We start from the raw sequence: 26,958 nt of genomic DNA on the forward strand, positions 1-26,958 counted from the left end.
CCGGCCTGGCGAAGGAGGAACGATGATGATCAAGCGTGCTGATGGAATGGCGCTGACACTTGGATTCGTGCTGGCAGCAGCCCACGCGACATGCGGTGCGGTCGATTCAATCTCGGCTGAATGGGCGCAGGGCAATCAGACCCAGGTAGTCCGCATCGGCGCGCAATGGACTTGGTCGAGCAAATGGTGGCAGTCGAACGGCACCCACGTCGGCGGTTACTGGGATCTCGATCTGGCGCAGTGGCGCGGCACCCGCTTCGAAGACGCATCGGACTCAACCCAAAACATCACCGAGTTCGGCTTCACGCCGGTATTCCGCTTCACGCGGGACGACCATCTGGGCCTGTACGGCGAATTAGGAATCGGCGCGCATTACCTATCAGGCATCTACAACAATAACGGCAAGCGGCTATCAACCCATTTTCAGTTTGGCGACCACGTTGGCGTTGGCTATGTGTTCAGCAATGCACTCGACCTGGGGTTACGCTTTCAGCATTTTTCCAATGGGGGCTATCAGGAACCGAATGACGGCATCAATTTCCTTGCATTACGCGTCAGGTATCCGTTCTGAATATCCGCGCCGGCTGCTCCAGAATGCTGTGGGATTCGAGCCCGCAAAGCAAAAAACCCCTGATTTGAGGTCAGGGGTTTTTTGGGGATAAGAGCCTGACGATGACCTACTTTCGCACTGGTTGCAGCACTATCATCGGCGCGAAGTCGTTTCACGGTCCTGTTCGGGATGGGAAGGGGTGGGGCCAACTTGCTATGGTCATCAGGCATAACTTGTAGTGTTGGGTGCTTGGCTATTGGAGCTGACCGGAGCACACAACGCAATCGGGAAGAAGCAGTAATGGATTATTGGGCGTGATGCACAATCGTTGGCATACGCATGTTACTCATCCTATATTGGCCTGTTGAATCGCTTGGATTCAGGCGACCAAGGTTATAGGGACAAGCCTTACGGGCAATTAGTACTGGTTAGCTTAATGCATTACTGCACTTCCACACCCAGCCTATCAACGTCCTGGTCTCGAACGACCCTTCAAGGAGCTCAAGGCTCCAGGGAAATCTCATCTCAAGGCGAGTTTCCCGCTTAGATGCTTTCAGCGGTTATCTCTTCCGAACTTAGCTACCCGGCAATGCCACTGGCGTGACAACCGGTACACCAGAGGTTCGTCCACTCCGGTCCTCTCGTACTAGGAGCAGCCCCCTTCAAATTTCCAACGCCCACGGCAGATAGGGACCAAACTGTCTCACGACGTTTTAAACCCAGCTCACGTACCACTTTAAATGGCGAACAGCCATACCCTTGGGACCGGCTACAGCCCCAGGATGTGATGAGCCGACATCGAGGTGCCAAACTCCCCCGTCGATATGAACTCTTGGGAGGAATCAGCCTGTTATCCCCAGAGTACCTTTTATCCGTTGAGCGATGGCCCTTCCATACAGAACCACCGGATCACTATGTCCTACTTTCGTACCTGCTCGACTTGTCAGTCTCGCAGTTAAGCACGCTTATGCCATTGCACTATTAGCACGATGTCCGACCGTACCTAGCGTACCTTCGAACTCCTCCGTTACACTTTAGGAGGAGACCGCCCCAGTCAAACTGCCTACCATGCACGGTCCCCGACCCGGATAACGGGCCTAGGTTAGAACCTCAAACAAACCAGGGTGGTATTTCAAGGGTGGCTCCACGAGAACTGGCGTCCCCGCTTCAAAGCCTCCCACCTATCCTACACAGATTGGTTCAAAGTCCAATGCAAAGCTACAGTAAAGGTTCATGGGGTCTTTCCGTCTAGCCGCGGGTAGATTGCATCATCACAAACATTTCAACTTCGCTGAGTCTCGGGAGGAGACAGTGTGGCCATCGTTACGCCATTCGTGCAGGTCGGAACTTACCCGACAAGGAATTTCGCTACCTTAGGACCGTTATAGTTACGGCCGCCGTTTACTGGGACTTCAATCAAGAGCTTGCACCCCATCATTTAATCTTCCAGCACCGGGCAGGCGTCACACCCTATACGTCCACTTTCGTGTTTGCAGAGTGCTGTGTTTTTATTAAACAGTCGCAGCCACCAATTTATTGCAACCCTTTCACCCTTCTGGCGCGAGCCAGTCAAGCTACCGGGGCGTACCTTATCCCGAAGTTACGGTACCAATTTGCCGAGTTCCTTCTCCCGAGTTCTCTCAAGCGCCTTAGAATACTCATCTCGCCCACCTGTGTCGGTTTGCGGTACGGTCTCGTATGACTGAAGCTTAGAGGCTTTTCTTGGAACCACTTCCGATTGCTTCACGACCGAAGTCGTTGGTCTCAACCCCTTGAATTACGCTGCCGGATTTGCCTGACAGCCTTCTATGAGTCAAGAACCGGGACATCCAACACCCGGACAACCTTCCGCGATCCGTCCCCCCATCGCATCATACGACGGTGCAGGAATATTAACCTGCTTCCCATCAGCTACGCATCTCTGCCTCGCCTTAGGGGCCGACTCACCCTGCTCCGATGAACGTTGAACAGGAAACCTTGGGCTTACGGCGTGCGGGCTTTTCACCCGCATTATCGCTACTCATGTCAGCATTCGCACTTCTGATACCTCCAGCATCCTTTACAAGACACCTTCGCAGGCTTACAGAACGCTCTCCTACCATATGCTTGCGCATATCCGCAGCTTCGGTGACTGGCTTAGCCCCGTTACATCTTCCGCGCAGGACGACTCGATCAGTGAGCTATTACGCTTTCTTTAAAGGATGGCTGCTTCTAAGCCAACCTCCTGACTGTTTTAGCCTTCCCACTTCGTTTTCCACTTAGCCAATCTTTGGGACCTTAGCTGGCGGTCTGGGTTGTTTCCCTCTTGACGCCGGACGTTAGCACCCGACGTCTGTCTCCCAAGCTCGCACTCACCGGTATTCGGAGTTTGCAATGGTTTGGTAAGTCGCGATGACCCCCTAGCCATAACAGTGCTCTACCCCCGGTGGTGATACTTGAGGCACTACCTAAATAGTTTTCGGAGAGAACCAGCTATTTCCAAGTTTGTTTAGCCTTTCACCCCTACCCACAGCTCATCCCCTAACTTTTCAACGTTAGTGGGTTCGGTCCTCCAGTGCGTGTTACCGCACCTTCAACCTGGCCATGAGTAGATCACTTGGTTTCGGGTCTACACCCAGCGACTGTCGCCCTGTTCGGACTCGATTTCTCTACGGCTTCCCTATCCGGTTAACCTTGCCACTGAATGTAAGTCGCTGACCCATTATACAAAAGGTACGCAGTCACCCCTTGCGAGGCTCCTACTGTTTGTATGCACACGGTTTCAGGATCTATTTCACTCCCCTTCCGGGGTTCTTTTCGCCTTTCCCTCACGGTACTGGTTCACTATCGGTCGATGTCGAGTATTTAGCCTTGGAGGATGGTCCCCCCATCTTCAGACAGGATTTCTCGTGTCCCGCCCTACTTGTTGCAAGCTTAGTTCCACACCAGTCATTTCGTGTACGGGGCTATCACCCGCTATGGCTGCACTTTCCAGAGCATTCCACTATGTCTGATGCTAAAACTTGCGGCTGTTCCCATTTCGCTCGCCACTACTTTGGGAATCTCGGTTGATTTCTGTTCCTGCAGCTACTTAGATGTTTCAGTTCGCCGCGTTCGCCTTGCATGCCTATGTATTCAGCATGCAATACCCTAAAAGGGTGGGTTTCCCCATTCGGAAATCTGCGGATCAAAGCGTGTTTGCTCGCTCCCCGCAGCTTATCGCAAGCTACTACGTCCTTCGTCGCCTGACATCGCCTAGGCATCCACCATGTGCACTTATTCGCTTGTCCCTATAACCTTGGCTTCTGCTGCATTGCTGCCCCAGAAATGGTTATAGAGTTTGAGTTTGCGTGCCGTATTCCAGACTGCTCGCCGATGTCGCCATCGACAAGAACTCTTTCATACTATGATTGATACAATCACTACCCACCAGTTGTCACCGATACGTCATCACAACGCATCCGCTTCAACTGATAAATCTTTACTACTTCTTCCAGATTGTTAAAGAACAAAAACAGCCATTGATCCAAAAGATCAAACCTGAATCGACTGCGCTTGTTTGGCACAGCCGACTGAGATTTGAACTCTCAAAGAGTGGTGGAGGTTGACGGGATCGAACCGACGACCCCCTGCTTGCAAAGCAGGTGCTCTCCCAGCTGAGCTAAACCCCCGATTTCCGTTGATGGTGGGTCTGGTTGGGCTCGAACCAACGACCCCCGCGTTATCAACACGGTGCTCTAACCAACTGAGCTACAGACCCGCTTGGATCAGTACCCGGCCCAACTTTCGGCAGACCCTGTTCGTGTCCGCCCATGCCGACCTACACTGTTCTTTTCTTGTATTAACACACCGATAAGTGTGGGCGCTTAACTTTCGCGCTAACTCTAGAAAGGAGGTGATCCAGCCGCACCTTCCGATACGGCTACCTTGTTACGACTTCACCCCAGTCACGAATCCCACCGTGGTAAGCGCCCTCCTTGCGGTTAGGCTACCTACTTCTGGTGAAACCCGCTCCCATGGTGTGACGGGCGGTGTGTACAAGACCCGGGAACGTATTCACCGCGACATGCTGATCCGCGATTACTAGCGATTCCAACTTCATGGAGTCGAGTTGCAGACTCCAATCCGGACTACGATACACTTTCTGGGATTAGCTCCCCCTCGCGGGTTGGCGGCCCTCTGTATGTACCATTGTATGACGTGTGAAGCCCTACCCATAAGGGCCATGAGGACTTGACGTCATCCCCACCTTCCTCCGGTTTGTCACCGGCAGTCTCATTAGAGTGCTCAACTGAATGTAGCAACTAATGACAAGGGTTGCGCTCGTTGCGGGACTTAACCCAACATCTCACGACACGAGCTGACGACAGCCATGCAGCACCTGTGCGCCGGTTCTCTTTCGAGCACTCCCGCCTCTCAGCAGGATTCCGACCATGTCAAGGGTAGGTAAGGTTTTTCGCGTTGCATCGAATTAATCCACATCATCCACCGCTTGTGCGGGTCCCCGTCAATTCCTTTGAGTTTTAATCTTGCGACCGTACTCCCCAGGCGGTCTACTTCACGCGTTAGCTGCGTTACCAAGTCAATTAAGACCCGACAACTAGTAGACATCGTTTAGGGCGTGGACTACCAGGGTATCTAATCCTGTTTGCTCCCCACGCTTTCGTGCATGAGCGTCAGTGTTATCCCAGGGGGCTGCCTTCGCCATCGGTATTCCTCCACATCTCTACGCATTTCACTGCTACACGTGGAATTCTACCCCCCTCTGACACACTCTAGCCGTGCAGTCTCAAATGCAATTCCCAGGTTGAGCCCGGGGATTTCACATCTGACTTACACAACCGCCTGCGCACGCTTTACGCCCAGTAATTCCGATTAACGCTTGCACCCTACGTATTACCGCGGCTGCTGGCACGTAGTTAGCCGGTGCTTATTCTTCAGGTACCGTCATTAGCAAGGGATATTAGCCCTCGCCGTTTCTTCCCTGACAAAAGTGCTTTACAACCCGAAGGCCTTCTTCACACACGCGGCATTGCTGGATCAGGGTTGCCCCCATTGTCCAAAATTCCCCACTGCTGCCTCCCGTAGGAGTCTGGGCCGTGTCTCAGTCCCAGTGTGGCTGGTCGTCCTCTCAGACCAGCTACTGATCGTCGCCTTGGTAGGCTTTTACCCCACCAACTAGCTAATCAGATATCGGCCGCTCCAGGAGCATGAGGTCTTGCGATCCCCCACTTTCATCCGTAGATCGTATGCGGTATTAGCCAATCTTTCGACTAGTTATCCCCCACTCTTGGGCACGTTCCGATATATTACTCACCCGTTCGCCACTCGCCGCCAGGAGTTACCCCCCGCGCTGCCGTTCGACTTGCATGTGTAAGGCATGCCGCCAGCGTTCAATCTGAGCCAGGATCAAACTCTTCAGTTCAATCTCTGTTTCGCCATTTCTGGCCAGTTCCGTAGAACCGTCGCTCACTCAAAATACTGACAGGAATGTTCTTGCGAACCTTCCTATATTTCTTTGCGAGCATTTAATGCTTTTAGTCATCCGGCACTCCTTGCGAAGCACCAGTGCGCTGCCATTAAACGCCCACACTTATCGGCTGTTAATTTTTAAAGAACCTGCGTTGCTGTTGCAGCCCACCTTCCGGCGGTTTGCAGTGCTGTCAAAGCGTTGTGTTTGTCAGCAGCAAAGAAGCGAAATTATGCAGCATATTTTAAAGGGCGTCAACTTCTTTTTTACTCCACCCCTTCAACCTACCCCGCTTCCCACTCCCCCCATCTTCCCGGTTCGACCTACCTTCCGCACCGTCTCCAGCACTTCCAACCAGGCCCCGTTCAACGGGAGGCGAACTATATCAAACGTTGCGAAACAATGGCAAGCGCTTTTCGAGAAATGCCTTCATTCCTTCTTTTTGATCTTCGGTGCCGAAGGTGCTGTGGAATACCCGGCGCTCAAAACGAATGCCATCCGTCAACTGGCTTTCATACGCATAATTCACCGCTTCCTTGACCATCATGGCGATTGGCAACGACATCGAGGCAATCGTGGTTGCCGCGGCCAGCGCCTCTTCCATCAACTTACCGGGCGCAACGACACGCGACACCAGGCCAGCTCGCTCGGCCTCGGCCGCGTCCATCATGCGCGCGGTCAGGCACATATCCATTGCCTTGGATTTCGACACCGCGCGCGGCAGGCGCTGCGTGCCGCCGGCTCCAGGCGTGGTGCCGATCTTGATTTCCGGCTGGCCGAAACGGGCGTCTTCGGAGGCAATAATGAAATCGCACATCATCGCCAGTTCACAGCCGCCGCCAAGCGCGTAGCCGGCGACCGCGGCAATCACCGGTTTGCGCACCTGGCGGATGTGCTCCCAGTTACGCGTGATGTAATCCCCCTTATAGGCGTCCATGTAGCTGTAATTGGCCATCGCGGCAATATCGGCGCCAGCAGCGAAAGCCTTTTCACTACCAGTCAGCACAATGCAGCCGATGTTTTCGTCAGCGTCGAATTTCAGCAGCGCGGCACCGAGTTCATCCATCAGTTGGTCGTTGAGCGCATTCAATGCTTTCGGCCGGTTCAAGCGAATCACGCCAACGCGGCCCTGCGTTTCCACCAAGATATTTTGATATTCCACACTGTCTCCCTTTGAGAAAATTTGCTTGATTTGTATTGTAGCGTTTTGATGCAGCGCGCAATCAAGCGGCATCATCCAGCCCTCTGGTTGAGTGGCAAAAACAGGTGCAGCAGGGAACGCAATAGGGTACCCTGCAAGAGGTCGGGGAGGTGCTTCGATGGCGCTCGACCAGTACGTCAACAAGCGCTTACTCGAGGGTCCCTGCCGCGGCACATTCAACGAGAGGAGTACATCATGTTCAAGACCATTCTGGTGCCGACTGACGGTTCCGATTTGTCCGTGAAGGCGATTGATACTGCGGTCGAATTTGCCAAATTCAGCGGCGGCAAGATCGTCGGCCTGTCGGTCGCCGAACCGTATCCGTTTACGCCACTGGCGGAAGGCGCGATGGCGGCCGACCCCGGGATTTACGAAGAAAGCATGCTGGCGATGGCGCAGCAGAACGTGCAAAAAATCGCGGATGCCGCCGGCGCGGTCGGCGTACCGTGCCAAGTGGTTACCACGCAGTCCTTCAGTCCGAGCGAGGAAATCATCAATACCGCGAAGAAATACGGCTGCGACGTGATCTTCATGTCTTCGCATGGACGCAAGGGACTGAGCAAGCTGTTCGTCGCCAGCGAAACGCAAAAGGTACTCGCGCACAGCGCCGTCCCGGTGCTGGTATTGCGTGGATAAGGGGTTCGGCGCCGATATCAGTTGAGCCGCGGGCGCGGCACCGTGCCGGCCTTCGGCCACAGTATCCACATCTGCCCGCGCTGCTTCATGCGCCCCGCTTGTTCGCCGGCGGCGGCGCCGAAACCCCAGAAAAAGTCGGCTCGCACCGCGCCCTTGATGGCGCCGCCGGTATCCTGTGCCAGCATCAGGCGCTGCAGGCTGACATTGCTATTGGGCTGAGTAGTAGCCAGAAACACCGGCGCACCGGGCGGTACGAAGCGGGTATCGACCGCGACCGAGCGTTGCGGCGTCAAGGGCACGCCGAGCGCGCCCTTCGGTCCCTTGTTCGGATCGGCGATTTTTTCTTCCTTGAAGAACACATAGCTCGGGTTGACGTTCAGCAATTCCTGGCGGCGCGCCGGGTTGGCCGCCGCCCACGCCTTGATGCCTTGGGCCGAGGCTTGCTCCAGTTTCAGTTCGCCCTGATCGATCAGGTAGCGGCCGATCGACTGATACGGATAGCCGTTCTGATCGGCATAGGCCACGCGCACCATTTCATTGCCATCGGCCAGGCGCACCCGGCCCGAGCCCTGTACCTGCAGGAAGAACGCCTCGATCGGATCGTCCACCCACAGCAGTTCCTTGCCGGCGAGTGCGCCCGATTTCTCCAGTTCGGCGCGCGAAAAATACGGCACCACCTTGTTGCCGACCACCCGCCCGCGCAGGCGCAAACCCTGCAATTGCGGATAGATCCCGGCCAAATCAACCGTCAGCAGATCCTCCGGCGCCCGATACAGCGGGGTCTGGAACGGGCCGCCGCGCTTGCGCGCGCCCCGCAGCAGCGGTTCGTAATAGCCGGTCACCAGGCCGCTGTCGCTGCCGTCCTGGTTGAATACCTGGTACGGCAGGAAAAAAGCCTCGAAAAAACGGCGCACCGCGCGCTCGTCGGCGGCATTGACGTCGCGTCCGATCGTGCACGGCTCCTGCCAGTCGGACTGTTTTACCAGCACCTGGCAGGATGCCAGGAACGCCGGCCAAGCCTGGCGCAGATCGTCCTTGTCCCAGCCGGGAAGCTTGGCATATGTGGCGGGCTGCAGGATTTCGACCGGCTTCGCCACCGGCGGTACCGGTACCGCCGGCCGCTGTTCTGGCTGCGGCGTGGTGCAGGCCGCGAGTGCAATCAATAGGGTGGAAACGAGTAGACTTGAGCGTTTGAACGACATCGTGAGCAAAGAATTATGTGGCTATTGTTTCTGGAGGCCGGCGTGGCCTTTCTGTTGCTGGCTTTCATCGTATGGTGGACCATGTTCTCCGGGCGAAAACCGGAACCGCCGGCACGCAAGGACAAGGCCCTGCCGCCGGACGACGACCCGGCGCCGCACGGCTGATCCGGTTCAATGCAAGGTCCGCGGCAGCGACAGCACGAATTCGGGAATTTTCGCCTCGAACTGCTCGCCGTCTTCCGCCACGCAGAAGTACTCGCCCACCATTGAACCCTGCGGCGTAAACAGCGAGGCGCCGCTGGTGTACTCGAATTGTTCACCCGGCTGCAACAGCGGCTGCTGGCCGACCACCCCGAGACCGCGCACTTCCTCGACCCGGTTGTTGGCATCGGTGATCACCCAGTGGCGCGAAATCAGTTGCGCCGCGACCTGGCCGGTGTTCTTGATCGTGATCGCATAGGCAAACACGAAGGTGGAGCGCTCCGGGTCCGACTGCTCTTCCAGATACTGGGTGCGGACGGTGACGGTGAATTCATAAGCTGCCATGGTGCCTTCCTCGTATTCATTCCCTGGATTGCCGCGTTTGCGGCGGCATGCTCGCGGCGGTGCCGGAAACGGGATTGTGACGCAAGTATCGGTCATGCGCTGCCGAATTTGGCGGCAAGGTAAAATCTCGCATTCCCTTATTCAATCACCGCCATGCCCAACTATCGCATCGCTCCCAGCATCCTGTCCGCCGATTTCGCCAAACTGGGCGAAGAAGTGAAGAACGTCGTAGCCGCCGGCGCCGACTTCATCCATTTCGATGTGATGGACAATCATTATGTGCCGAATTTGACGATCGGACCGCTGGTCTGCGCAGCGATCCGGCCGCACGTGCAAGTGCCGATCGACGTCCATCTGATGGTGAAGCCGGTCGACCGCATTGTCCCGGATTTCGCCAAGGCCGGCGCCAACATCATCAGCTTTCATCCCGAGGGTTCTGAACACATCGATCGCACCCTGCAACTGATCCGCGACCACGGCTGCAAGGCCGGGCTGGTGTTCAACCCGGCGACGCCGCTGGATTACCTGGACTATGTGATGGACAAGCTCGACCTGATCCTGATCATGTCGGTCAATCCCGGCTTTGGCGGCCAGTCGTTCATTCCGCAAGCGTTGCAAAAAATCGCCGCTGTACGCCAGCGTATCGACCAGTCGGGGCGCGAGATCCTGCTTGAAGTGGACGGCGGCATCAAAATCGACAACATCGCAGCAGCGGCAAAAGCCGGGGCCGACACCTTCGTCGCCGGCTCGGCGATCTTCGGCCAGCCCGACTACAAGACCGTAATCGACGCCATGCGGGCGCAACTGGCCCGCGCATGAATGCCCCCGAACGCATCCAGTGGAGCGGCGTGCGCGCCGCCATTCTCGATCTTGACGGCACCATGGTCGATACCGCGCCGGACTTCCATGTTGCGGTCAACCGCATGCGCGCCGAATTCGATTTGTCCCCCCTATCGCTGCAAACCATTATCGAGTTTGTCGGCAAGGGTTCGGAAAACCTGATCCGGCGCGTGCTCGGCGTCGATTTCGATGCCGCGCAGGTGGAGTTCCACTTCGCGGCCGCGCTGGCCTCCTACCAGGGCCACTACGATGCGATCAATGGCGACCACGTCAGCATCTACCCCGGCGTCCTGGCCGGGCTCCAGGCTTTGCGGGCGCACGGCCTACGGCTGGCCTGCGTGACCAACAAGCCGATCGCATTCGCGCTGCCGCTGCTGGAACAGACCGGCTTGCGCGGCTATTTCGAAGTGGTCTACGGCGGCGATTCCTTGCCCACCAAGAAGCCCGATCCCGGCCCGCTGCTGCAGGTGTGCGCCGACTTCGGGCTGGCGCCGGCGCAGGTGGTGGCGATCGGCGACTCCTCCAACGATGCGCGGGCGGCGCGCGCCGCCGGCTGCCGCGTGCTGAACGTCCCCTATGGCTACAACCACGGGCAGCCTATACACGAGGTCGATTCGGATGGTATAGTTTCGACGCTGCAGCATGCAGCGCAACTGATTTCCGCATAGCCCATACGCAAATCGCGACCACCATGTTTCTCGACAAAAAACGCACGTTCGCCGTGCCAGCCGCCACCGGGGCCTGGCTGTGGCGACGCTGGCAATCCTGGGCTAAGTAAACACCCCCGATCGCCGTCGACCGCACGCACGCGGCCGACATCGTTTTTTGCAGCACCCGCCGCGCCCTTCTTCGTTCCTTGTGCGCGCCCCGGAGAGAACCATGACCGAACTCGAATTCAAGTCGCTGGCCACGCAAGGCTACAATCGCATTCCGCTGATCGCCGAAGCCTTCGCCGATCTGGAAACGCCGCTGACGCTGTACCTGAAACTGGCGCAGTCGCAACGCGCCGGCAAGAATACCTTCCTGCTGGAATCGGTGGTCGGCGGCGAGCGCTTCGGCCGCTATTCCTTCATCGGCCTGCCGGCCTCGACCTTGCTGCGCAGCTACGGCAACCGGATTGAAGTGCTCAAGCACGATGAAGTGGTGGAAGCCGCCGACGGCAATCCGCTCGAATTCATCGCCGCCTTCCAGGCCCGCTACAAGGTGGCCTTTCGCCCAGGCATGCCGCGCTTCTGCGGCGGCCTGGCCGGCTATTTCGGCTACGACGCGGTGCGCCACATCGAGCCGCGGCTGGCACATTCGGCGCCGCCGGATGACCTCGGCCTGCCCGAGATCCAGCTGCTGCTGACCGAAGAACTGGCGGTGATCGACAACCTGTCCGGCAAGCTGTACCTGATCGTGTATGCCGATCCGGGCCTGCCGGAAGCCTTCAGCAAGGCGCGCCAGCGGCTGCAGGACTTGCGCGCGATGCTGCGCCGCGCGGTCGCTGCGCCGGTCACCTCGGCTTCGGTACGCACCGACAGCGTGCGCGAATTCGCCAAGGAAGACTATCTGCGGGCGGTGGCGCGCGCCAAGGAATACGTGATGGCCGGCGACCTGATGCAGGTACAGATCGGCCAGCGCATCAGGAAGCCCTACGTCGATTCGCCGCTCTCGCTGTACCGGGCGCTGCGCTCGCTGAATCCGTCGCCCTACATGTATTACTACAATTTCGGCGACCTGCAGATCGTCGGCTCCTCGCCGGAAATCCTGGTGCGCAACGAAGCGCTGGCCGACGGCGCCCGCAAGGTCACGATCCGTCCGCTGGCCGGCACCCGTCCGCGCGGCGCCACCCCGGAAAAAGATGCACAGCTGGCCACCGAACTGCTGGCCGACCCCAAGGAAATCGCCGAACATGTGATGCTGATCGACCTCGCGCGCAACGACATCGGCCGCATCGCCGAGATCGGCAGCGTGAAAGTCACCGAGCAGTTCGTCATCGAAAAGTATTCGCATGTACAGCACATCGTTTCCAACGTCGAGGGCATCCTCAAACCGGGCCTGTCGAACCTGGACGTACTGAAGGCCACCTTCCCGGCCGGCACCCTGTCCGGTGCGCCGAAAGTGCGGGCGATGGAAATCATCGACGAACTGGAGCCGGTCAAGCGCGGCATCTATGGCGGCGCCTGCGGCTACCTGTCGTTCGGCGGCGAAATGGACGTCGCGATCGCGATCCGCACCGGCGTGATCCAGGACGGCACGCTGTACGTGCAGGCGGCGGCCGGCATCGTCGCCGACTCGGTACCGGAAATGGAATGGCAGGAAACTGAAAACAAAGCCCGCGCGGTATTGAGAGCGGCGGAGCAGGTGCAGGATGGCTTGGACGGAGAGCGTTGATCTCCCGCCATCGGCCCGCACCCGCTTTCCGCTCGACCCGTTCGGTAACTACCCGGCCCTAGTACGACTTTCCAAGGACATGCCATGATTGATCTGCGCAGCGATACCGTCACGCGCCCGAGCGCGGCGATGAAGGCGGCGATGGTCGCCGCCGAACTGGGCGACGACGTCTGGGGCGACGATCCGACCGTCAACCATTTGCAGGCGGTGATGGCGACCCGCACCGGCATGCAAGCCGCGCTGTTCTTCCCGAGCGGCACGCAAAGCAACCTGGCGGCGCTGATGGCGCACTGCGCGCGCGGCGATGAATACATCGTCGGCCAACTGGCGCACACGTACAAGTACGAGGGCGGTGGCGCCGCGGTGCTGGGATCGATCCAGCCGCAGCCGCTGGAAAACGCCGCCGACGGCAGCATCCCGCTGGACAAGATCGAAGCCGCGATCAAGCCGCTCGACGACCACTTCGCGCGCACCCGCCTGCTGGCGCTGGAAAACACCATCGGCGGCAAGGTGTTGCCGGCCGCTTATGTGCAGGCAGCGCAAGCGCTGGCGCGCAGCAAGGGCTTGGCGCTACACCTGGACGGTGCGCGCGTCGCCAACGCCGCGGTGGCGCAAGGCATCAGCCTGGAACAGGCGTGCGCCGGTTTCGATACGGTGTCGATCTGCCTGTCGAAAGGACTGGGGGCGCCGGCCGGCGCCGTCTTGTGTGGCAGTGCCGAACTGGTCGGCCGCGCGCGCCGCTGGCGCAAGCTGCTGGGCGGTGGCATGCGCCAATCGGGCATGCTGGCGGCGGCCGGACTGTATGCGCTGGAGCACAACTTCGCGCGACTGGCCGAAGACCACGCCCATGCCGCCGCGCTGGCGGCCGGCCTGTCCAAAATCGCGCCGCTGGAGATCGTCAGCATCGCCACCAACATGCTGTTCGTCAAGGTGCCGGCCGCCACCTGCGCGGCGCTGGAGGCGCACCTGAAGGACCACGGCATCCTGACCCAGATCGGGCCGGTCAGCCGCTTCGTCACCCATCTGGACGTCAGCGCCGCCGATATCGCCACGGTGGTCGCGACCTGCCAGGCCTTTTTTGCCGACCCTGCCGCCGCGCAGCAAAGTGCGGCCGGCGCGGCCCGCTATGCCTAAGGAAAAATCATGCTGCTGATGATCGACAACTACGATTCGTTCACCTACAACCTGGTGCAGTATTTCGGCGAACTGGGCGAGGAGGTGCGCACCTTCCGCAACGACGAGATCACGCTGGAACAAGTGGCGCAACTGCAGCCGGCGCGCATCTGCATCTCGCCCGGCCCCTGCACGCCGCACGAAGCCGGGATCTCGGTGCCGCTGTTGCAGCGCTTCGCCGGCCAAATCCCGATCCTCGGCGTCTGCCTCGGCCACCAGAGCATCGGCGCGGCTTTCGGCGGCAATATCGTGCGCGCGAAAGAGGTCATGCACGGCAAGGTGTCGGCGATCGCACATACCGGGGTTGGCGTGTTTCACGGGCTGCCGAGTCCGTTCAAGGTTACGCGCTACCACTCGCTGGCGATCGAACGCGCCTCGCTGCCGGCCTGCCTGGAAGTGACCGCGTGGACCGACGACGGCGAAATCATGGGCGTGCGCCATCGCCAGTTCGATGTGCAGGGGGTGCAGTTTCATCCGGAAGCGATCCTGTCCGAACACGGCCATGCGCTCTTGAAAAATTTCATGCAGGGCCAAGCGTGATTGCCCACCATAAACCAGCGCCCGACTCCCTCATCCCCGTCCAGCCAGGAAACATCATGTCGATTACCCCGCAGGAAGCGCTACTGCGCTGCATTGAACACCGCGAAATTTTCCACGACGAAATGCTGTCGCTGTTTCGCCGCATCATGAGCGGCGAAATGTCGCCGGTGATGATCGCGGCCTTGACCATGGGCTTGCGCGTGAAGAAGGAAACCATCGGCGAAATCGCCGCCGCCGCCCAGGTGATGCGCGAATTCGCAACCAAGGTGCCGATGGCCGACACCAGCAATTTGCTCGACATCGTCGGCACCGGCGGCGACGGCGCCCACACCTTCAACATCTCGACCGCCAGCATGTTCGTGGCCGCCGCCGCCGGCGTGCGCGTCGCCAAGCATGGCGGGCGCAGCGTGTCGTCATCCTCGGGCAGTGCCGACGTGCTGGAAGCGCTGGGTGCCAACATCAATCTGACGCCGGAACAGGTGGCGCAATCGATCGCGCAAAGCGGCATCGGCTTCATGTATGCGCCGAATCATCATGCGGCGATGAAACATGCGGCTCCGGTGCGCAAGGAACTGGGCGTGCGCACGATCTTCAACATCCTGGGGCCCTTGACCAATCCGGCCGGTGCGCCGCACATCCTGATGGGCGTGTTCCACCCCGACCTGGTCGGCATCCAGGTGCGGGTGCTGCAGCGCCTCGGCGCACAGCGCGCGCTGGTGGTATGGGGCCGCGACAACCTGGATGAAGTCTCGCTCGGCGCCGCCACCCTGGTTGGTGAGCTGATCGACGGCCAGATCCGCGAATATGAAATCCATCCAGAGGATTTCGGCCTGCAGATGATGGCAACCCGTAACCTGAAGGTTGCCGGCGCCGCCGAGTCGAAGCAGAAAGTGCTGGAAGCGCTGAACGACACGCCCGGTCCGGTGCGCGACATCGTGCTGCTGAATGCGGCCACCGCGCTGTATGCGGCCGGCGCCGCCGCCTCGATTGCCGACGGTTTGACCCGTGCGCGCGAAACCGTCACCTCCGGCGCCGCGCGCGCCAAGGTTGATCAATTCGTGCGCGTGTCGCAGCAACTCGGCGCAGCCGCGTAAGGGGGCCGCCATGTCCGACATCCTGCAACAGATTCTGGCAGTCAAGGCCGAAGAAGTCGCCGCCGCTAAAAAACATCGCGACTTGCCCAGCCTGCGGCGCGAGGTTGAAACCGATCGCGAGTCGCGGCAAGCGCTGCGCGGCTTCGAAGTGGCGTTACGCAAGCGGATTGCCGAAGGGCACGCCGGCGTCATTGCCGAAATCAAGAAAGCCTCGCCGTCGAAAGGCGTGCTGCGCGCTGATTTCGATCCGGCCGCAATCGCCGCCGATTACGCCGCGCATGGCGCCGCCTGCCTGTCGGTGCTGACCGACGTCCAATTTTTCCAGGGCGCGCCGGAATACCTGCAAAAGGCGCGCTCCGCCTGCGCTTTGCCGGTCTTGCGCAAGGACTTCATGGTCGACCTGTACCAGGTGTACGAAGCCCGTTCCTGGGGCGCCGATTGCATCCTCTTGATCGTCGCCGCGCTCGATCCCGGCCTGATGGCGGAGCTGGAAGCCTGCGCGCATGAACTGGGCATGAGCGTGCTGGTCGAGGTGCACGACGGCGCCGAGCTGGAGGCGGCGCTGCGCTTGAACAGCGCCCTGCTCGGCATCAACAACCGCAACCTGCGCACCTTCGAAACCTCGCTCTCCAACACGCTCGACCTGCTGCCGCGAATTCCGGCGGACAAGCTGGTGGTGACCGAATCCGGGATTCTGACGCCCCAGGATGTGCAGCGCATGCGCGATGCCGACGTCCATGCGTTTTTGGTGGGCGAAGCCTTCATGCGGGCGCCGCAGCCGGGGGCGGAGCTGGCGCGGCTGTTCACGCCGCACGCCTGAACCGCAGCTGCCGAATTTGCGTACATCTGGCTAGCGGCGACAAACCATATACTCCCTGGGCAAGCAATCAATCTCGCCCATGAAATGGTTATTTTGCAAATATACTCCAATAAAACCTGAGATTTCACAGCCGGCTGCGCGGCCACCGGCAGCTATCTCGGGCTTTGCTTCAGCCACGCCGCGCGCTTCTTCACCAGCGCCGCCGGCTTGGCCTGCGCCGTCAGCGTCACTTGCGGCGCCGCGTCCGCCGTCAGCAGCGCGGTAAACGCCATCAATTCATCGCGCCGGAATGCGTGCAGCGTCACGCTGTCATCGATTCGGTAGCGGCCCAACAGCAAATCCAGGTTGCTGGCGGTGACGCGCAAGCCGTCGATTGCCACCAGCACATCGCCGGCCGACAACCCGGCGCGATGGGCGGCGCCGTCTTCATACACGTTGGCCAGCTTGCAGTCGGCGCCGGCGACCACCGTGCGCACGCCCAGGCTCGGCTTGTGGTTGACGTGCGCATTGCCCCACTTGACGCCGAACGGCGCCAAGAGGCGCGCCAGCGGCAGATCCTCGGTGCCCTCGGCGTAGCGCTTGATGGTGCGCCCCAGCTTCAGGCCGCTGGCGGCGTCGAACACCGCCGCCAATTCGGCTTCGGTGACGCCGCGCCCGCCGCTGCCGTCCGGCGCGTAAAAATCGCGGCCGTAACGCTGCCACAGCATGCGCATCACGTCGTCGAGCGATTTCTTGCCGCCGCTGCCGGTACGGATCGTCAAGTCCAGCGCCAGCGCCACCAGCGAGCCCTTGGTGTAGTAACTGACGATCGCGTTCGGCGCGTTTTCGTCCTGCCGGTAGTACTTGGTCCAGGCGTCGAAGCTGGATTCGGCCACGCTCTGCTTGTGGCGACCGCTGCCGCGCAGCACGCTGTTGACGGTTTTCGCCACCAGCTTCAGGTACGCCGCCTCGTCGATCACGCCGCTGCGCACCAGCATCAGGTCGTCGTAATAGCTGGTGAAGCCTTCGAACAGCCACAGCAGGGGCGTGTAGTTTTCGGCTTGCAGGTCGTAAGGCGCGAACGCCGCCGGCTTGATGCGCTTGACGTTCCAGGTATGGAAATATTCATGGCTGCACAAGCCGAGAAAGCCGCGATAGCCATCGCTCATTTCCGACTGTCCGCGCACCGGCAGATCGGCGCGCGCGCAGATCAGCGCGGTCGAGGCGCGATGCTCGAGGCCACCATAACCGTCGCCCACCGCCAGCGTCAGGAACACGTAGCGCGCCATCGGCGCGGCCCGTGTGTGCGGCTCGAACAGCGCGATCTGTACCTCGCAAATCTTTTGCAGATCCGCGCACAGGCGTTCCATATCCAGGTTCGGCACCTGGCCGCTGATCACGAGGTCGTGCGGCACACCGTGCGCCTCGAAGCTGGCGAGCGCGAACTCGCCGATTTCAACCGGATGGTCGATCAGTTCGTCGTAGCCGGCGGCGGCATAGCTGCCGAAGCCATAGCGCCGTGCGCCCAGTTCCGGCAGCGCGGTGGCCACGCGCCAATTCTTGTAGCGGGCGCCGGCCGGCCGCCTTAGTTCCACCACGTGCGGCACATTCTCGTGGCCGGCGGCGCGCAGGAACAGGCTGCTGCCATTGAAGAAGGCATGATTTTGATCGAAGTGCGCGGTGCGCACCGACAGATCCCAGGCATACACTTCGTAGTGGACGGTCAGCGTGCCGGCGCACGGTGCGGCTTGCCAGCTATGCTTGTCGAGCTTGGTCAGCGCGACGTCCTTGCCGCCGGCTTCGGCGCGGATGCGCACGATGTTGCGCGCGAATTCGCGCACCATGTAGCTGCCAGGAATCCAGGCCGGCAGCAGGAACCGCTGGCCTTCCGGCGCCGGCGCTGCCAGCGTCATTTTTACCGTGAATAGATGCGCTGCGGGGTCGTGCAAAAACAAGTCGTAGTGAATCGCGTTCTTCATTCATCATCCAGAAAAAATGGAAGATAGGCCCGGCATCAAGCAGCGCTGGTGCCGCCCGCCTGCGCGGCCAGGAGCGCGTCAAACTCCTGCGCCGTCACCGCCGGCGAAAACAGGTGGCCCTGGCCATAATCGCAACCTGCCGCCAGCAGCAGCGCGCGCTGCTGTTCGGTTTCGACCCCCTCGGCTACTACCCGCAGGTCCAGCTTGTGGGCCATCACGATGATCGCCTCCGACAAGGCCATGTCGTTGGGATCGGTGGCCAGATTGCGGACGAATGCCTGATCAATTTTCAGGTAATCGATATCGAACTTTTTCAGGCTGGCCAGCGAGGAATAGCCGGTACCGAAATCGTCGATGGCAATGTCCAGGCCGGCACGGCGGAATTTCAGCAGGTGATCGGTCACCCGCTGCTCGGCGTTGAGCAGAACCCCCTCGGTAATCTCGATGGCAATGCTGTTGCCAGGCAGTCCGAGCAGACGCAGATACTCCAGCAACGCGTCCGGATTGTAACTGTCGGCCAGGAATTCGATCGGCGAGGTGTTGACGCTGATCTGGATGCCGGGCGCGTAGCGTTCGGCCCAGCGCTGCGCCCAGTTGGCCGCCTCGTGAAACACCCACTTGCCGATGCTCAGTATCAGCCCGGTTTCCTCGGCCAGCGGCACGAATTCGACTGGATTGATCATGCCGCGCTGGGGATGATGCCAGCGCAACAGCGCTTCGGCCTTGACGATCCGATTGGTGCCCAGATCGACGATCGGCTGGAAATACAGTTCGAACTTGTGCTCGGCCAGCGCGGAACGCAAATCATGGCTCAGCCTTTGCCGCGTCTGCGCCAGATCCTGCAGGGCGCTGGTGAAGTAGCTGAAGCGGTTGCGTCCCAGACCCTTGGCCGCGTACATGGCTTGGTCGGCATTGCGGATCAGCTGCTCGGCGTCTCTGGCATCCTCGGGATACAGGGTGATGCCGATGCTGGCCGACAGGTATACGGCGTCCGCCCCCAGCTGGAACGCCTCGGTCAGTCGCTCCAGCAAGGCATTGGCCAGGGTTTCGATCTGCTGCACGTCGGGCAATTCGGACAGGATGATCATGAACTCGTCGCCGCCCAGACGTGCCACCGTATCCGATTCGCGCAAGCAGCCGCCGATGCGGCGCGCCGCTTGCACCAGCAGCGCGTCGCCCTTGGCATGGCCCAGGGTGTCGTTGACTTCCTTGAAGCGATCCAGGTCGATCAGCATCAGCGCCAGCGGCTGCCGGTTCTGATGCCGCTTCTTGATCTCCTGCTCGAGTCGATCGGCGAACATGCGACGGTTCGGCAGGCCGGTGAGCGGGTCGAAATTCGCCTGCCGCCAGATCGTTTCCGCGGATTGCCTTTTCTCGGTGACGTCCTGCACCACCACCACGAAATAATTCACGCTGCCGTCTTCCCGGCGCAGCGCGCGCGGCGTGACGTGCGTATGGACCACCTTGCCGCTCTTGTGAAGGAATCGCTTGTCGAGTTCGTAATCGTCGATCTCGCCGCGCAGGACCCGATCGAAATACGAGAGATCAAGGTCCAGGTCGTCGGGATGGGTGAGCTCGGACCAGGTCAGCCGCAGCAGTTCGTCATGCGTGTAACCGAGCATGTCGCACAGCGCCGCATTCACTTCCAGCCAGCGCATGTCGACGCCGGTGGTCGCCATGCCGACCATCGAACGCTCGAAGAAGGCGCGGAAATGCTGCTCGCGGTCGAAGTTGTCGAGTGCGAAACTGATGTCGCTCGCCATTTCTTCCAGTAACGCTACCGCTTCGGCGTCGAAGGTGTCGGCCTCTTCGTGATAGACGGTAAAGACGGCAAACGGCCGGCCGCCACGCTGCACCGGAAACGAGGCACAGGCCTGGAAGCCATGCCGCGCCAGCCGCTCGCGCCACGGCTCGATGTCGGCACGGGTGCGCAAATCGTTGGCGACGAAGCTGCGATTCTCCCGGTAGGCGATGCTGACCTGGTCGCGGCCTTCCGGCAGGTCTTCGCGCACCGAAATCACCAGGCCATCCAGGTAATCGAGCTCGCTGCCGTAGCTGGCAACCGGCACCACACGCCCAGTTGCTTGATCGGCCTGGCCGATCCAGGCCATCTTGACGCCGCCATACACGACCGCGGTGCGGCATACCAGCGGAAACAGCTCGGCCGCCTCGGTCAGGCGCACGATCCCTTGGTTGACTTCGCTCAAGGCTTTGTAGAACCGGGTCAGCCGGGCGATGCGCGCCTCGGCACGCTTGCGCTCCGAGATATCCAGCGTAATGCCACCCACCAGCACGTTGCCATCGCTCTCGATGATCGGGAATTTCAGCGCCAGCAAGGTATTTCGACCCGACAAGGGACCGACCGCCAGTTCCCGCGACAACACCTGCCGTTGAGACAGGACTGCTTCGTCGTCGGCCTGCACCTGCGCCAGCGCCTCTGGCGATACCTGATACGGATCGATCTCCTCCATGGTCAGGCCGAGGTAGGCGCCAGGTGGGAGCTTCAGCGCGCCTTCGCTTTCGAACGCCTTGTTGGCGAAGATGTAGCGCCGCCGCGCGTCCTTGATGTAGGCCATACCCGGCAGATTGTCCATGAAGGCAATGAAGCGCGCATTGCTTGATTCCAGCTCGCGCTTGCTGGCGTTACGTTCGTCGGCGGCGCTGGCCAGCGCCATGCCGGCTGCCACCAGCGTCACGAAGTAGAGCCACAGGCTGGCCAGGCCGGTTTGCTCCAGGTCGTTCGCAAAATACCCGGTGCCGGCCACCACGCTCAATATCGCTTGCGCCAGCGTCACGCACAGTACGATCAGCGTCATATGGCGCCCGAAGCGCATGGCGCTCCACAGCACGAAGACAAACATCAGGGAAGCGCTCAGCAGCGGCCCGCGCACTCCGGGCAGCCATTCGAAAAAAATCACCAGTCCGAACAGCAGCGTCAGTCCCAGCAGCAGCATCGGTTCCAATAGGGTGAGGCCGCGCAGTGGATAGTCCGGCCGGTGGCGCCAGATCAGAATCAGCGGCGTCACCAGCAGGATGCTGAAGGTGTCGGCCATCCACCAGTACAGCACGCTCAATTGCACCGACTCCGACGGCAGCGAGCCGAGGCCCGCCAGAACGGTGCCGCCGATCAGCGCCGACGGCGCGGGGCTGAGCAGAGCGGCCCGCAGCAACAGGAAAAAATCGCTGGCGCGCGACATGTCGCGGTCGAAGCGCCCTTTGCGGCTCAACAGCCAAAAGCCGAACCATGCCTCCAGCAGATTGCCGAATCCCATCAGCAGCGAGAAGAGGAGCGATTGCTGCCCTATGCTGACGTAAAAAATCACGCATGAGCCAACAAAAATTGCCCATGCGTATTTTTTCCCGCCGATCAGCATTGCCGCCAGCGCCAGCCCGCTCGGAATCCAGATCAGGCTAAGGGTGCCGAGAACAGTGGCAAAGCTTAGGCTGATTTGTGCCATCACGGCATAGAGCAAGGCCAAGCCGATCAGCTTTGACCAGTCGCGCCCGTTGTATGCCGTGAACGGATTCAAATAAAACCCTTCGAAAAAACGTCGTTGGCGGCGCCTGCGCCGAATGCAGAATGCTGTCTCTACAGGCACTGCGAAATGATGCGAAAAGCAACGATATTACAGCAATGCGTCGGCTGGATAGGGAGCTTTTACAAGTTTGCGGTAGCGCAACAAATCATCCCGCCCCGGCTCGTGCAGAATCGACTACCGCGTCCGGCGCAGGCATGGCTGGAGCCACCCTCCAAGATCGCTGTAAAACGCCTCTCGGAAGCCATTGCCGGCGGCAAATCAAGCATTCAGGTTGACCACTATGCGCCCGCGCAGCTTGCCAGCCAGGATGTCGGGTGCCTGCTGCAGCACCTGTGGCAGCGCGACCTCGCGCGTGATCAATGCCAGCTTCGCCGGATCGAGATCGGTGGCCAGGCGCCGCCAGGCCTCGATGCGGCGCGCGCGCGGCGCCATCACGCTATCGATCCCGATCAGGTGTACCGCGCGCAGGATGAACGGCGCCACCGAGGCAGGCAAATCCATCCCTTGCGCCAAGCCGCAGGCGGCCACCACCCCGCCATAGCGGGTTTGTGCCAGCGCATTGGCCAACGTGTGCGAGCCGACCGAATCGACTACCGCCGCCCACCGCTCCTTTTGCAGCGGTTTGCCCGGCACCGACAGCGCCGCCCGGTCGATCACCTCGGCCGCCCCCAGCGCGCGCAAATAATCCGCCTCCGCCAGCTTGCCGGTCGAGGCCACCACGCGCCAGCCCCAGCCGGCCAGAATCGCAATCGCGATGCTGCCAACCCCGCCCGAGGCGCCAGTCACCAGCACCTCGCCGCTGTCCTTGTTGATGCCTTCACGCTCCAGCGCCAGCGCGCACAGCATTGCGGTGTAGCCGGCAGTGCCGATCGCCATCGCATCCCGGGCTGAAATCGCCGCCGGCCGCGGGATCAGCCAGTCGCCCTTCAAGCGTGCGCGCTGCGCCAGGCAGCCCCAGTGCGTTTCGCCGACGCCCCAGCCGTTCAGGATGAAGGCGTCGCCGACTTTCCAGTTCGGATCGGAGGAAGCGATCACTTCGCCGGCACCGTCGATGCCGGGCACCATCGGCCATTTGCGCACCACCGGCGATTGCCCGGTCAGCGCCAGCGCGTCCTTGTAGTTGATGGTGGAATAATCAACGCGCACCGTGACATCGCCGTCGGCCGGCAATTGCGCATCATCGAGCTGGGTTAGTTGGGCGTCGGTACTGCCGTCGCCGTTGCGGTTGAGCAGAATCGCATTGAACATGGTCGGGCCTCCGTGAAAGGAGAGCCGATTATAGTGCGGCGCGGAAGTTGCTTCCTATTTCATGGTGAGCGCGGTGCGGCGGCATTCGCTGCCGCCACACCAAAAACCACACTACTTAAGCGACGCCAGCTTGGCTTCCAGTGCCTTGGCATCGATCGCGCCGGGAATGCGCGAACCGTCGGTAAAGAAGATGGTCGGCGTGCCGGTGATCTTCATTTGCTGGCCGAGCGCCAGGATCTTATCGTTCGGGGTCGTGGTGCAGCTTTCCGCCGCCGTGGTCGGCTGCTTGCCGTTCAACATCCAGTCATCCCAGGCCTTGGCGCGGTCAGCCGAGCACCAGACATTTTTCGACTTGACGGCCGAATCGGGCGACAGGATGTTGTACATGAAGGTATAGACCGTCACATTGTCGACGTCCTGCAGCGTATTGCGAAAACGCTTGCAGTAGCCGCAGTTCGGGTCCTCGAACACGGCGATCTTGCGTGCGCCATTGCCCTTCACGGTTTTCAGCGCCGATTCGAGCGGCAACTCGGAAAACTTGATGCGGCTGATTTCGTCGATCCGGTCCTTGGTGTAGTCCTGATAGGTCTTGGTATCAAGTACGCGTCCGACGAACAAGTATTGCGCCTTGGCATCGGTATAGACGATATCGTTGCCGACCCGCACTTCAAACAACCCGGAGTACGGCGTCTTGGTCACCGACTGCACCTTGGCGCCATCTCCCAGTCGCGGCTCGACCAGCTTTCTGACGGCCGCTTCCTGCGCGCTTTCAGCTCCTGCCGTGAAAGCCACACATGCCAGCACCGCCGCCGTTGCCCATTTGATTTTTTTCATGATGCCCTTCAATTCAGTTTTTGTTGTTTACCCAAAGCGTGCGCCATCAGGCTACGCTTTATGACAGGCAACTTATTGACCAAGTTCAATCCCAGATTGCGCACCACGCGCAGCGGTTCGAAATCGGCCGCAAACAGCCGTTCCAGCCCATCGGTGGCAATTTGCATCAGCAAAATGTCCTCCTTGCGCGCACGCGCGTAGCTTGCCAGCACGCGCGCATCGCCACAGTCGCGCTGCGCTCCGCGCGCACCGATCGCCGCCACTAGCGCCGCGATATCGGCAAAGCCCAAGTTCATGCCATGTCCGGCCAACGGATGCACCACGTGCGCGGCATCTCCCGCCAGCGCCACACGCGGCGCAGTGATCGCGTGGGCGCGCAGTAGCGCCAGCGGAAACGCCTTGGTGGCTTCCGGCTGCAGCGGCTGCAAGCGACCGAACGGCTGCTGTGGCAATTGCGTTAGCCGCTCGGCCAGACACGACAAGGGTTCGCGCAGCAATACTTCGGCCAGCGCGTCCGGCGCCGACCACACCAGCGAGACGTTGTTCCCGGCCAGCGGCAACAGGGCAATGATGCCGTCGGCCGAGGTAAACCACTGGCTGGCAATGCCGTGATGGGCATGCTCGCAGGCAAAATTGGCAACCACCGCGCGCTGCCCGTAAGACCGGTAATCGATGCCGATATCCATTTGGTGGCGTACCCAGGACTGGCCGCCGTCGGCGCCCAGCAGCAAGGATGCGCGCAGCGTCGCGCCGTTTTCCAGTCGCAGCAGGGCGACATCCGGCTCGATTTGCAATTGCATGGCGCGACCGCTTGCAAAGCGCACATTCGAGGCGAACTTCAGGGCACTATCCAGGGCCTGGTTCAGATTGCGATCCTCGACGATCCAGGCCAGCGCGCCGACCCGCGCGCTATAGGCATCGAATTCGATCCGCCCGGCATGCTCCGCGCCATCGCCATGCACCACCATGCCGTCGACCGCAGTCACCCGCGCGGCGTCCAGCGCCTCCCATACCTTGAGCGAAGACAATAGGGACTGCGCCACCTGATTCAATGCATATACCCGCAAGTCCCAGGCCGTGTCATTCGCCGGCGCGGCCGGTGCGCTCGCCCTCGCCGCCGGCTGCCCCAGCAGCGTGACCTGCAAGCCCGCCTGCGCCAGTGCCAGCGCCGCCGTCTTGCCAATGGCACCGTTGCCGACGATGCAAACATCGCAGCGCTCGGCGCCAGACAAAACGCCGTGTGGAGTGCCTGGAATGGTCGAAAAATCGTTCATGCGAGCATTATAGCGATTGCAACCGGGCCCTGGTCAGATCGCACTTTGCGGAATGAAATTGTTTTGATATACTCTCGCGTCTTGGCCTGGTAGCTCAGTCGGTAGAGCAGAGGATTGAAAATCCTTGTGTCGGTGGTTCGATTCCGCCCCGGGCCACCAAAGAAGTCAAGCAAAAAGCCCAGCCACAAGCTGGGCTTTTTGCTTTCTGGCGTTTGTGTAACCACTGCGTAACCCGATTTGGGAAATACTTGGGCCTATTCCGGTGCCAGCAGCGAGGGTTGCCGAGCATTTGCTGATTTTAATGAGAACCAAAAGGGGAAAAATAATCTGTACGTGGGGCACTCGGGCGTTACGGCAAGGCCGACGCACTAGGGATTTGCCCCTTATGGACCAAGGTGGGGCAGCACGTCCCGGCAATTTCTCGCTACGAATGCCACGCCACCAGCGGCCGGGATGCGCTCAACCAGGAATTTCGGTGAGTTAGATAATCCTTACCCGTTCACTCCGGCACGGCAGTCTGGCCAGCAGGTACGCAACGTACGGGGTAAGCAACACCATACGAAAAGCTTCTACCTTCTCGCCAAGCGCCAGATTGCGCCACGGAAAATCCACATCCCGCATTTCAGCTTCCCCAGTTCGTCACGACGGATCCCACTCAGTACATTATTTAGTCTGAAATCGGGAATATCGAAGGTGCGATTACCGGGATTTCGCAAGCGGCGGCCAGGAAATCAAGGGGAATTCACACTATTGCAATATTGTCAATCGCAAGTAACGAGGGGGAAAGTTAGTCAATTCGCAAGTTTGTGTGGGGGCAAGTTGGGGTACCGTACTGTAAGCGGTTAATCCATACCCTCACCTCAAGGAGTATCTCAATGGAGCCATGCAACGCAATCGTTCCCGTTCCCCAGCCCAGGGCCCAGGTACCGAGCACGACCAAAGAGCGGGAGCAGGCCATGAGTACGGAGCGGCTCCCGTTCACCGTCAAACGGGTCCGCAGCGACGCTGATCTATGGAAGGCGGTGCGGATTCGACATGCGGCATATGCACGACATGTACCCACGCTTGCACAGAGCCTCAGCACGCCGGAAACGCTTGATTTCGACAGTGACGTTGTTGTTTTACTGGCCGAGTCCAAGCTGGATGGCTCTCCACTGGGTACGGTACGCATCCAAACCAACCTCCATCAGCGATTGACTGTCGAGCAATCGGTCGAACTTCCGGCCTGGCTGCAAGATCATCAGCTCGCAGAAGTGACGCGGCTTGGCATTGATGAAGGGCGTATTGGCCGCATCGTCAAGATCGCGCTGATCAAGGCGTGTTTCCAATATTGCGAGCAAAACAGTATCGCATGGGCGCTGGCTGCCGGCAGAGCGCCAATCGACCGTCAATACCAACAATTGCTATTCTCGGATGTTTTCCCCGAAACAGGATATGTGCCGCTCCGCCATGCCGGCAACCTTCCCCACCGGGTGATGGCTTTCGAAATCAAGAGCGGCCACGTGCGCTGGGCCGCGGCCAAGCACCCGCTGCTGAATTTCTTCTGTCATACCCATCATCCCGACATCGATATCAAAGGCGGGAACGACGCCCGCCCGATCAGCATGCCAATTTCACCGCCCCTGTCGGTCGCACCGCCACATCGTTTCCTGGCATAAGCAGGGCATAGCGACCGATT

General features: G+C 60.2%; 19 protein-coding genes, 3 tRNA genes and 3 rRNA genes. 12 read left to right on the plus strand and 13 right to left on the minus strand.

Annotated features, from left to right (window positions below; translation table 11 throughout):
- Positions 1-22: 22 nt before the first annotated feature.
- A complete protein-coding gene (locus tag ACK2VC_RS06980; RefSeq protein WP_486732882.1) occupies positions 23-571 on the plus strand; it encodes an acyloxyacyl hydrolase in 549 nt (182 codons plus the stop codon).
- Between the two features lie 93 nt (positions 572-664).
- Here ACK2VC_RS06980 and rrf read toward each other — a convergent pair.
- The 6 genes from rrf to ACK2VC_RS07010 all read right to left on the minus strand — a co-directional run bounded on the left by rrf (position 665) and on the right by ACK2VC_RS07010 (position 7,161).
- Positions 665-777: ribosomal RNA gene (gene rrf, locus ACK2VC_RS06985) — 5S ribosomal RNA — on the minus strand.
- A 170-nt stretch (positions 778-947) separates the two neighbouring features.
- Positions 948-3,819, minus strand: a 23S ribosomal RNA gene (locus ACK2VC_RS06990).
- Positions 3,820-4,124: 305 nt separating this feature from the next.
- A tRNA-Ala gene (locus tag ACK2VC_RS06995) sits at positions 4,125-4,200 on the minus strand.
- A 12-nt stretch (positions 4,201-4,212) separates the two neighbouring features.
- Positions 4,213-4,289, minus strand: a tRNA-Ile gene (locus tag ACK2VC_RS07000).
- A 128-nt stretch (positions 4,290-4,417) separates the two neighbouring features.
- A 16S ribosomal RNA gene (locus ACK2VC_RS07005) occupies positions 4,418-5,954 on the minus strand.
- Together the 16S, 23S and 5S rRNA genes with 2 tRNA genes alongside form the textbook arrangement of a ribosomal RNA operon.
- Positions 5,955-6,384: 430 nt before the next feature.
- Positions 6,385-7,161 carry an enoyl-CoA hydratase gene (locus ACK2VC_RS07010; RefSeq protein ID WP_486733189.1) on the minus strand — a complete coding sequence of 259 codons (777 nt, stop codon included), beginning with the start codon at positions 7,159-7,161 and terminating at the stop codon, positions 6,385-6,387.
- A 234-nt stretch (positions 7,162-7,395) separates the two neighbouring features.
- Here ACK2VC_RS07010 and ACK2VC_RS07015 point away from each other — a divergent pair, with 234 nt between their 5' ends.
- Positions 7,396-7,836, plus strand: coding sequence for a universal stress protein (locus tag ACK2VC_RS07015; RefSeq protein ID WP_486732883.1), 441 nt, complete (start codon positions 7,396-7,398; stop codon positions 7,834-7,836).
- Positions 7,837-7,853: 17 nt separating this feature from the next.
- On the opposite strand, the gene mltA is transcribed toward ACK2VC_RS07015, so the two are convergent.
- On the minus strand, positions 7,854-9,038 hold the full coding sequence (gene mltA / locus ACK2VC_RS07020) for a murein transglycosylase A (protein ID WP_486732884.1): 1,185 nt from the start codon (positions 9,036-9,038) through the stop codon (positions 7,854-7,856).
- Positions 9,039-9,053: 15 nt separating this feature from the next.
- Between mltA and ACK2VC_RS07025 the strand changes: the two genes are divergently transcribed.
- Positions 9,054-9,203, plus strand: coding sequence for a hypothetical protein (locus ACK2VC_RS07025; protein WP_486732885.1), 150 nt, complete (start codon positions 9,054-9,056; stop codon positions 9,201-9,203).
- A gap of 6 nt (positions 9,204-9,209) precedes the next feature.
- Here the strand turns inward: ACK2VC_RS07025 and apaG are convergent, their stop codons facing one another.
- On the minus strand, positions 9,210-9,584 hold the full coding sequence (gene apaG / locus ACK2VC_RS07030) for a Co2+/Mg2+ efflux protein ApaG (protein WP_486732886.1): 375 nt from the start codon (positions 9,582-9,584) through the stop codon (positions 9,210-9,212).
- Positions 9,585-9,737: 153 nt separating this feature from the next.
- Between apaG and rpe the strand changes: the two genes are divergently transcribed.
- The 7 genes from rpe (at position 9,738) to trpC (ending at position 16,427) form a co-directional block, all read left to right on the plus strand.
- The gene (gene rpe / locus ACK2VC_RS07035; protein ID WP_486732887.1) at positions 9,738-10,403 is read left to right on the plus strand and encodes a ribulose-phosphate 3-epimerase; all 666 of its coding nucleotides are present in this window, start codon (positions 9,738-9,740) and stop codon (positions 10,401-10,403) included.
- Positions 10,400-11,092, plus strand: a complete 693-nt coding sequence (locus ACK2VC_RS07040; protein WP_486732888.1) for a phosphoglycolate phosphatase — start codon at positions 10,400-10,402, stop codon at positions 11,090-11,092. Before rpe ends, ACK2VC_RS07040 begins: the two co-directional genes overlap by 4 nt.
- A 211-nt stretch (positions 11,093-11,303) precedes the next feature.
- A complete protein-coding gene (gene trpE / locus ACK2VC_RS07045) occupies positions 11,304-12,800 on the plus strand; it encodes an anthranilate synthase component I (protein WP_486732889.1) in 1,497 nt (498 codons plus the stop codon).
- Between the two features lie 84 nt (positions 12,801-12,884).
- Entirely contained in the window at positions 12,885-13,934 is a 1,050-nt protein-coding gene (ltaE, locus tag ACK2VC_RS07050) for a low-specificity L-threonine aldolase (RefSeq protein WP_486732890.1), read from the plus strand.
- A 9-nt stretch (positions 13,935-13,943) separates the two neighbouring features.
- Entirely contained in the window at positions 13,944-14,513 is a 570-nt protein-coding gene (locus ACK2VC_RS07055; protein WP_486732891.1) for an aminodeoxychorismate/anthranilate synthase component II, read from the plus strand.
- A gap of 56 nt (positions 14,514-14,569) precedes the next feature.
- Positions 14,570-15,607, plus strand: coding sequence for an anthranilate phosphoribosyltransferase (trpD, locus tag ACK2VC_RS07060; protein ID WP_486732892.1), 1,038 nt, complete (start codon positions 14,570-14,572; stop codon positions 15,605-15,607).
- 10 nt (positions 15,608-15,617) lie between these two features.
- Positions 15,618-16,427 carry an indole-3-glycerol phosphate synthase TrpC gene (gene trpC, locus ACK2VC_RS07065; protein ID WP_486732893.1) on the plus strand — a complete coding sequence of 270 codons (810 nt, stop codon included), beginning with the start codon at positions 15,618-15,620 and terminating at the stop codon, positions 16,425-16,427.
- 152 nt (positions 16,428-16,579) lie between these two features.
- On the opposite strand, the gene ACK2VC_RS07070 is transcribed toward trpC, so the two are convergent.
- The 5 genes from ACK2VC_RS07070 to ACK2VC_RS07090 all read right to left on the minus strand — a co-directional run bounded on the left by ACK2VC_RS07070 (position 16,580) and on the right by ACK2VC_RS07090 (position 25,280).
- The gene (locus ACK2VC_RS07070; protein WP_486732894.1) at positions 16,580-18,385 is read right to left on the minus strand and encodes a M61 family metallopeptidase; all 1,806 of its coding nucleotides are present in this window, start codon (positions 18,383-18,385) and stop codon (positions 16,580-16,582) included.
- 35 nt (positions 18,386-18,420) lie between these two features.
- Positions 18,421-21,915: a bifunctional diguanylate cyclase/phosphodiesterase gene (locus ACK2VC_RS07075; RefSeq protein WP_486732895.1), complete on the minus strand. Its 3,495-nt coding sequence runs from the start codon at positions 21,913-21,915 to the stop codon at positions 18,421-18,423.
- A 267-nt stretch (positions 21,916-22,182) separates the two neighbouring features.
- Complete coding sequence (gene acuI / locus ACK2VC_RS07080) at positions 22,183-23,172, minus strand: acrylyl-CoA reductase (NADPH) (protein ID WP_486732896.1); 990 nt, start codon at positions 23,170-23,172, stop codon at positions 22,183-22,185.
- Between the two features lie 111 nt (positions 23,173-23,283).
- Positions 23,284-24,006: a DsbC family protein gene (locus ACK2VC_RS07085; protein WP_486732897.1), complete on the minus strand. Its 723-nt coding sequence runs from the start codon at positions 24,004-24,006 to the stop codon at positions 23,284-23,286.
- A gap of 8 nt (positions 24,007-24,014) precedes the next feature.
- Positions 24,015-25,280, minus strand: a complete 1,266-nt coding sequence (locus tag ACK2VC_RS07090; protein WP_486732898.1) for an FAD-dependent monooxygenase — start codon at positions 25,278-25,280, stop codon at positions 24,015-24,017.
- A gap of 83 nt (positions 25,281-25,363) precedes the next feature.
- On the opposite strand from ACK2VC_RS07090, the gene ACK2VC_RS07095 reads away from it, so the two are divergent.
- Both ACK2VC_RS07095 and ACK2VC_RS07100 read left to right on the plus strand, forming a co-directional pair.
- Positions 25,364-25,439: transfer RNA gene (locus ACK2VC_RS07095), tRNA-Phe, on the plus strand.
- A 797-nt stretch (positions 25,440-26,236) separates the two neighbouring features.
- A complete protein-coding gene (locus ACK2VC_RS07100; protein ID WP_486732899.1) occupies positions 26,237-26,938 on the plus strand; it encodes an N-acyl amino acid synthase FeeM domain-containing protein in 702 nt (233 codons plus the stop codon).
- Positions 26,939-26,958: the final 20 nt, after the last annotated feature.

It is taken from the genome of Herbaspirillum sp. WTB6 (assembly GCF_057457785.1).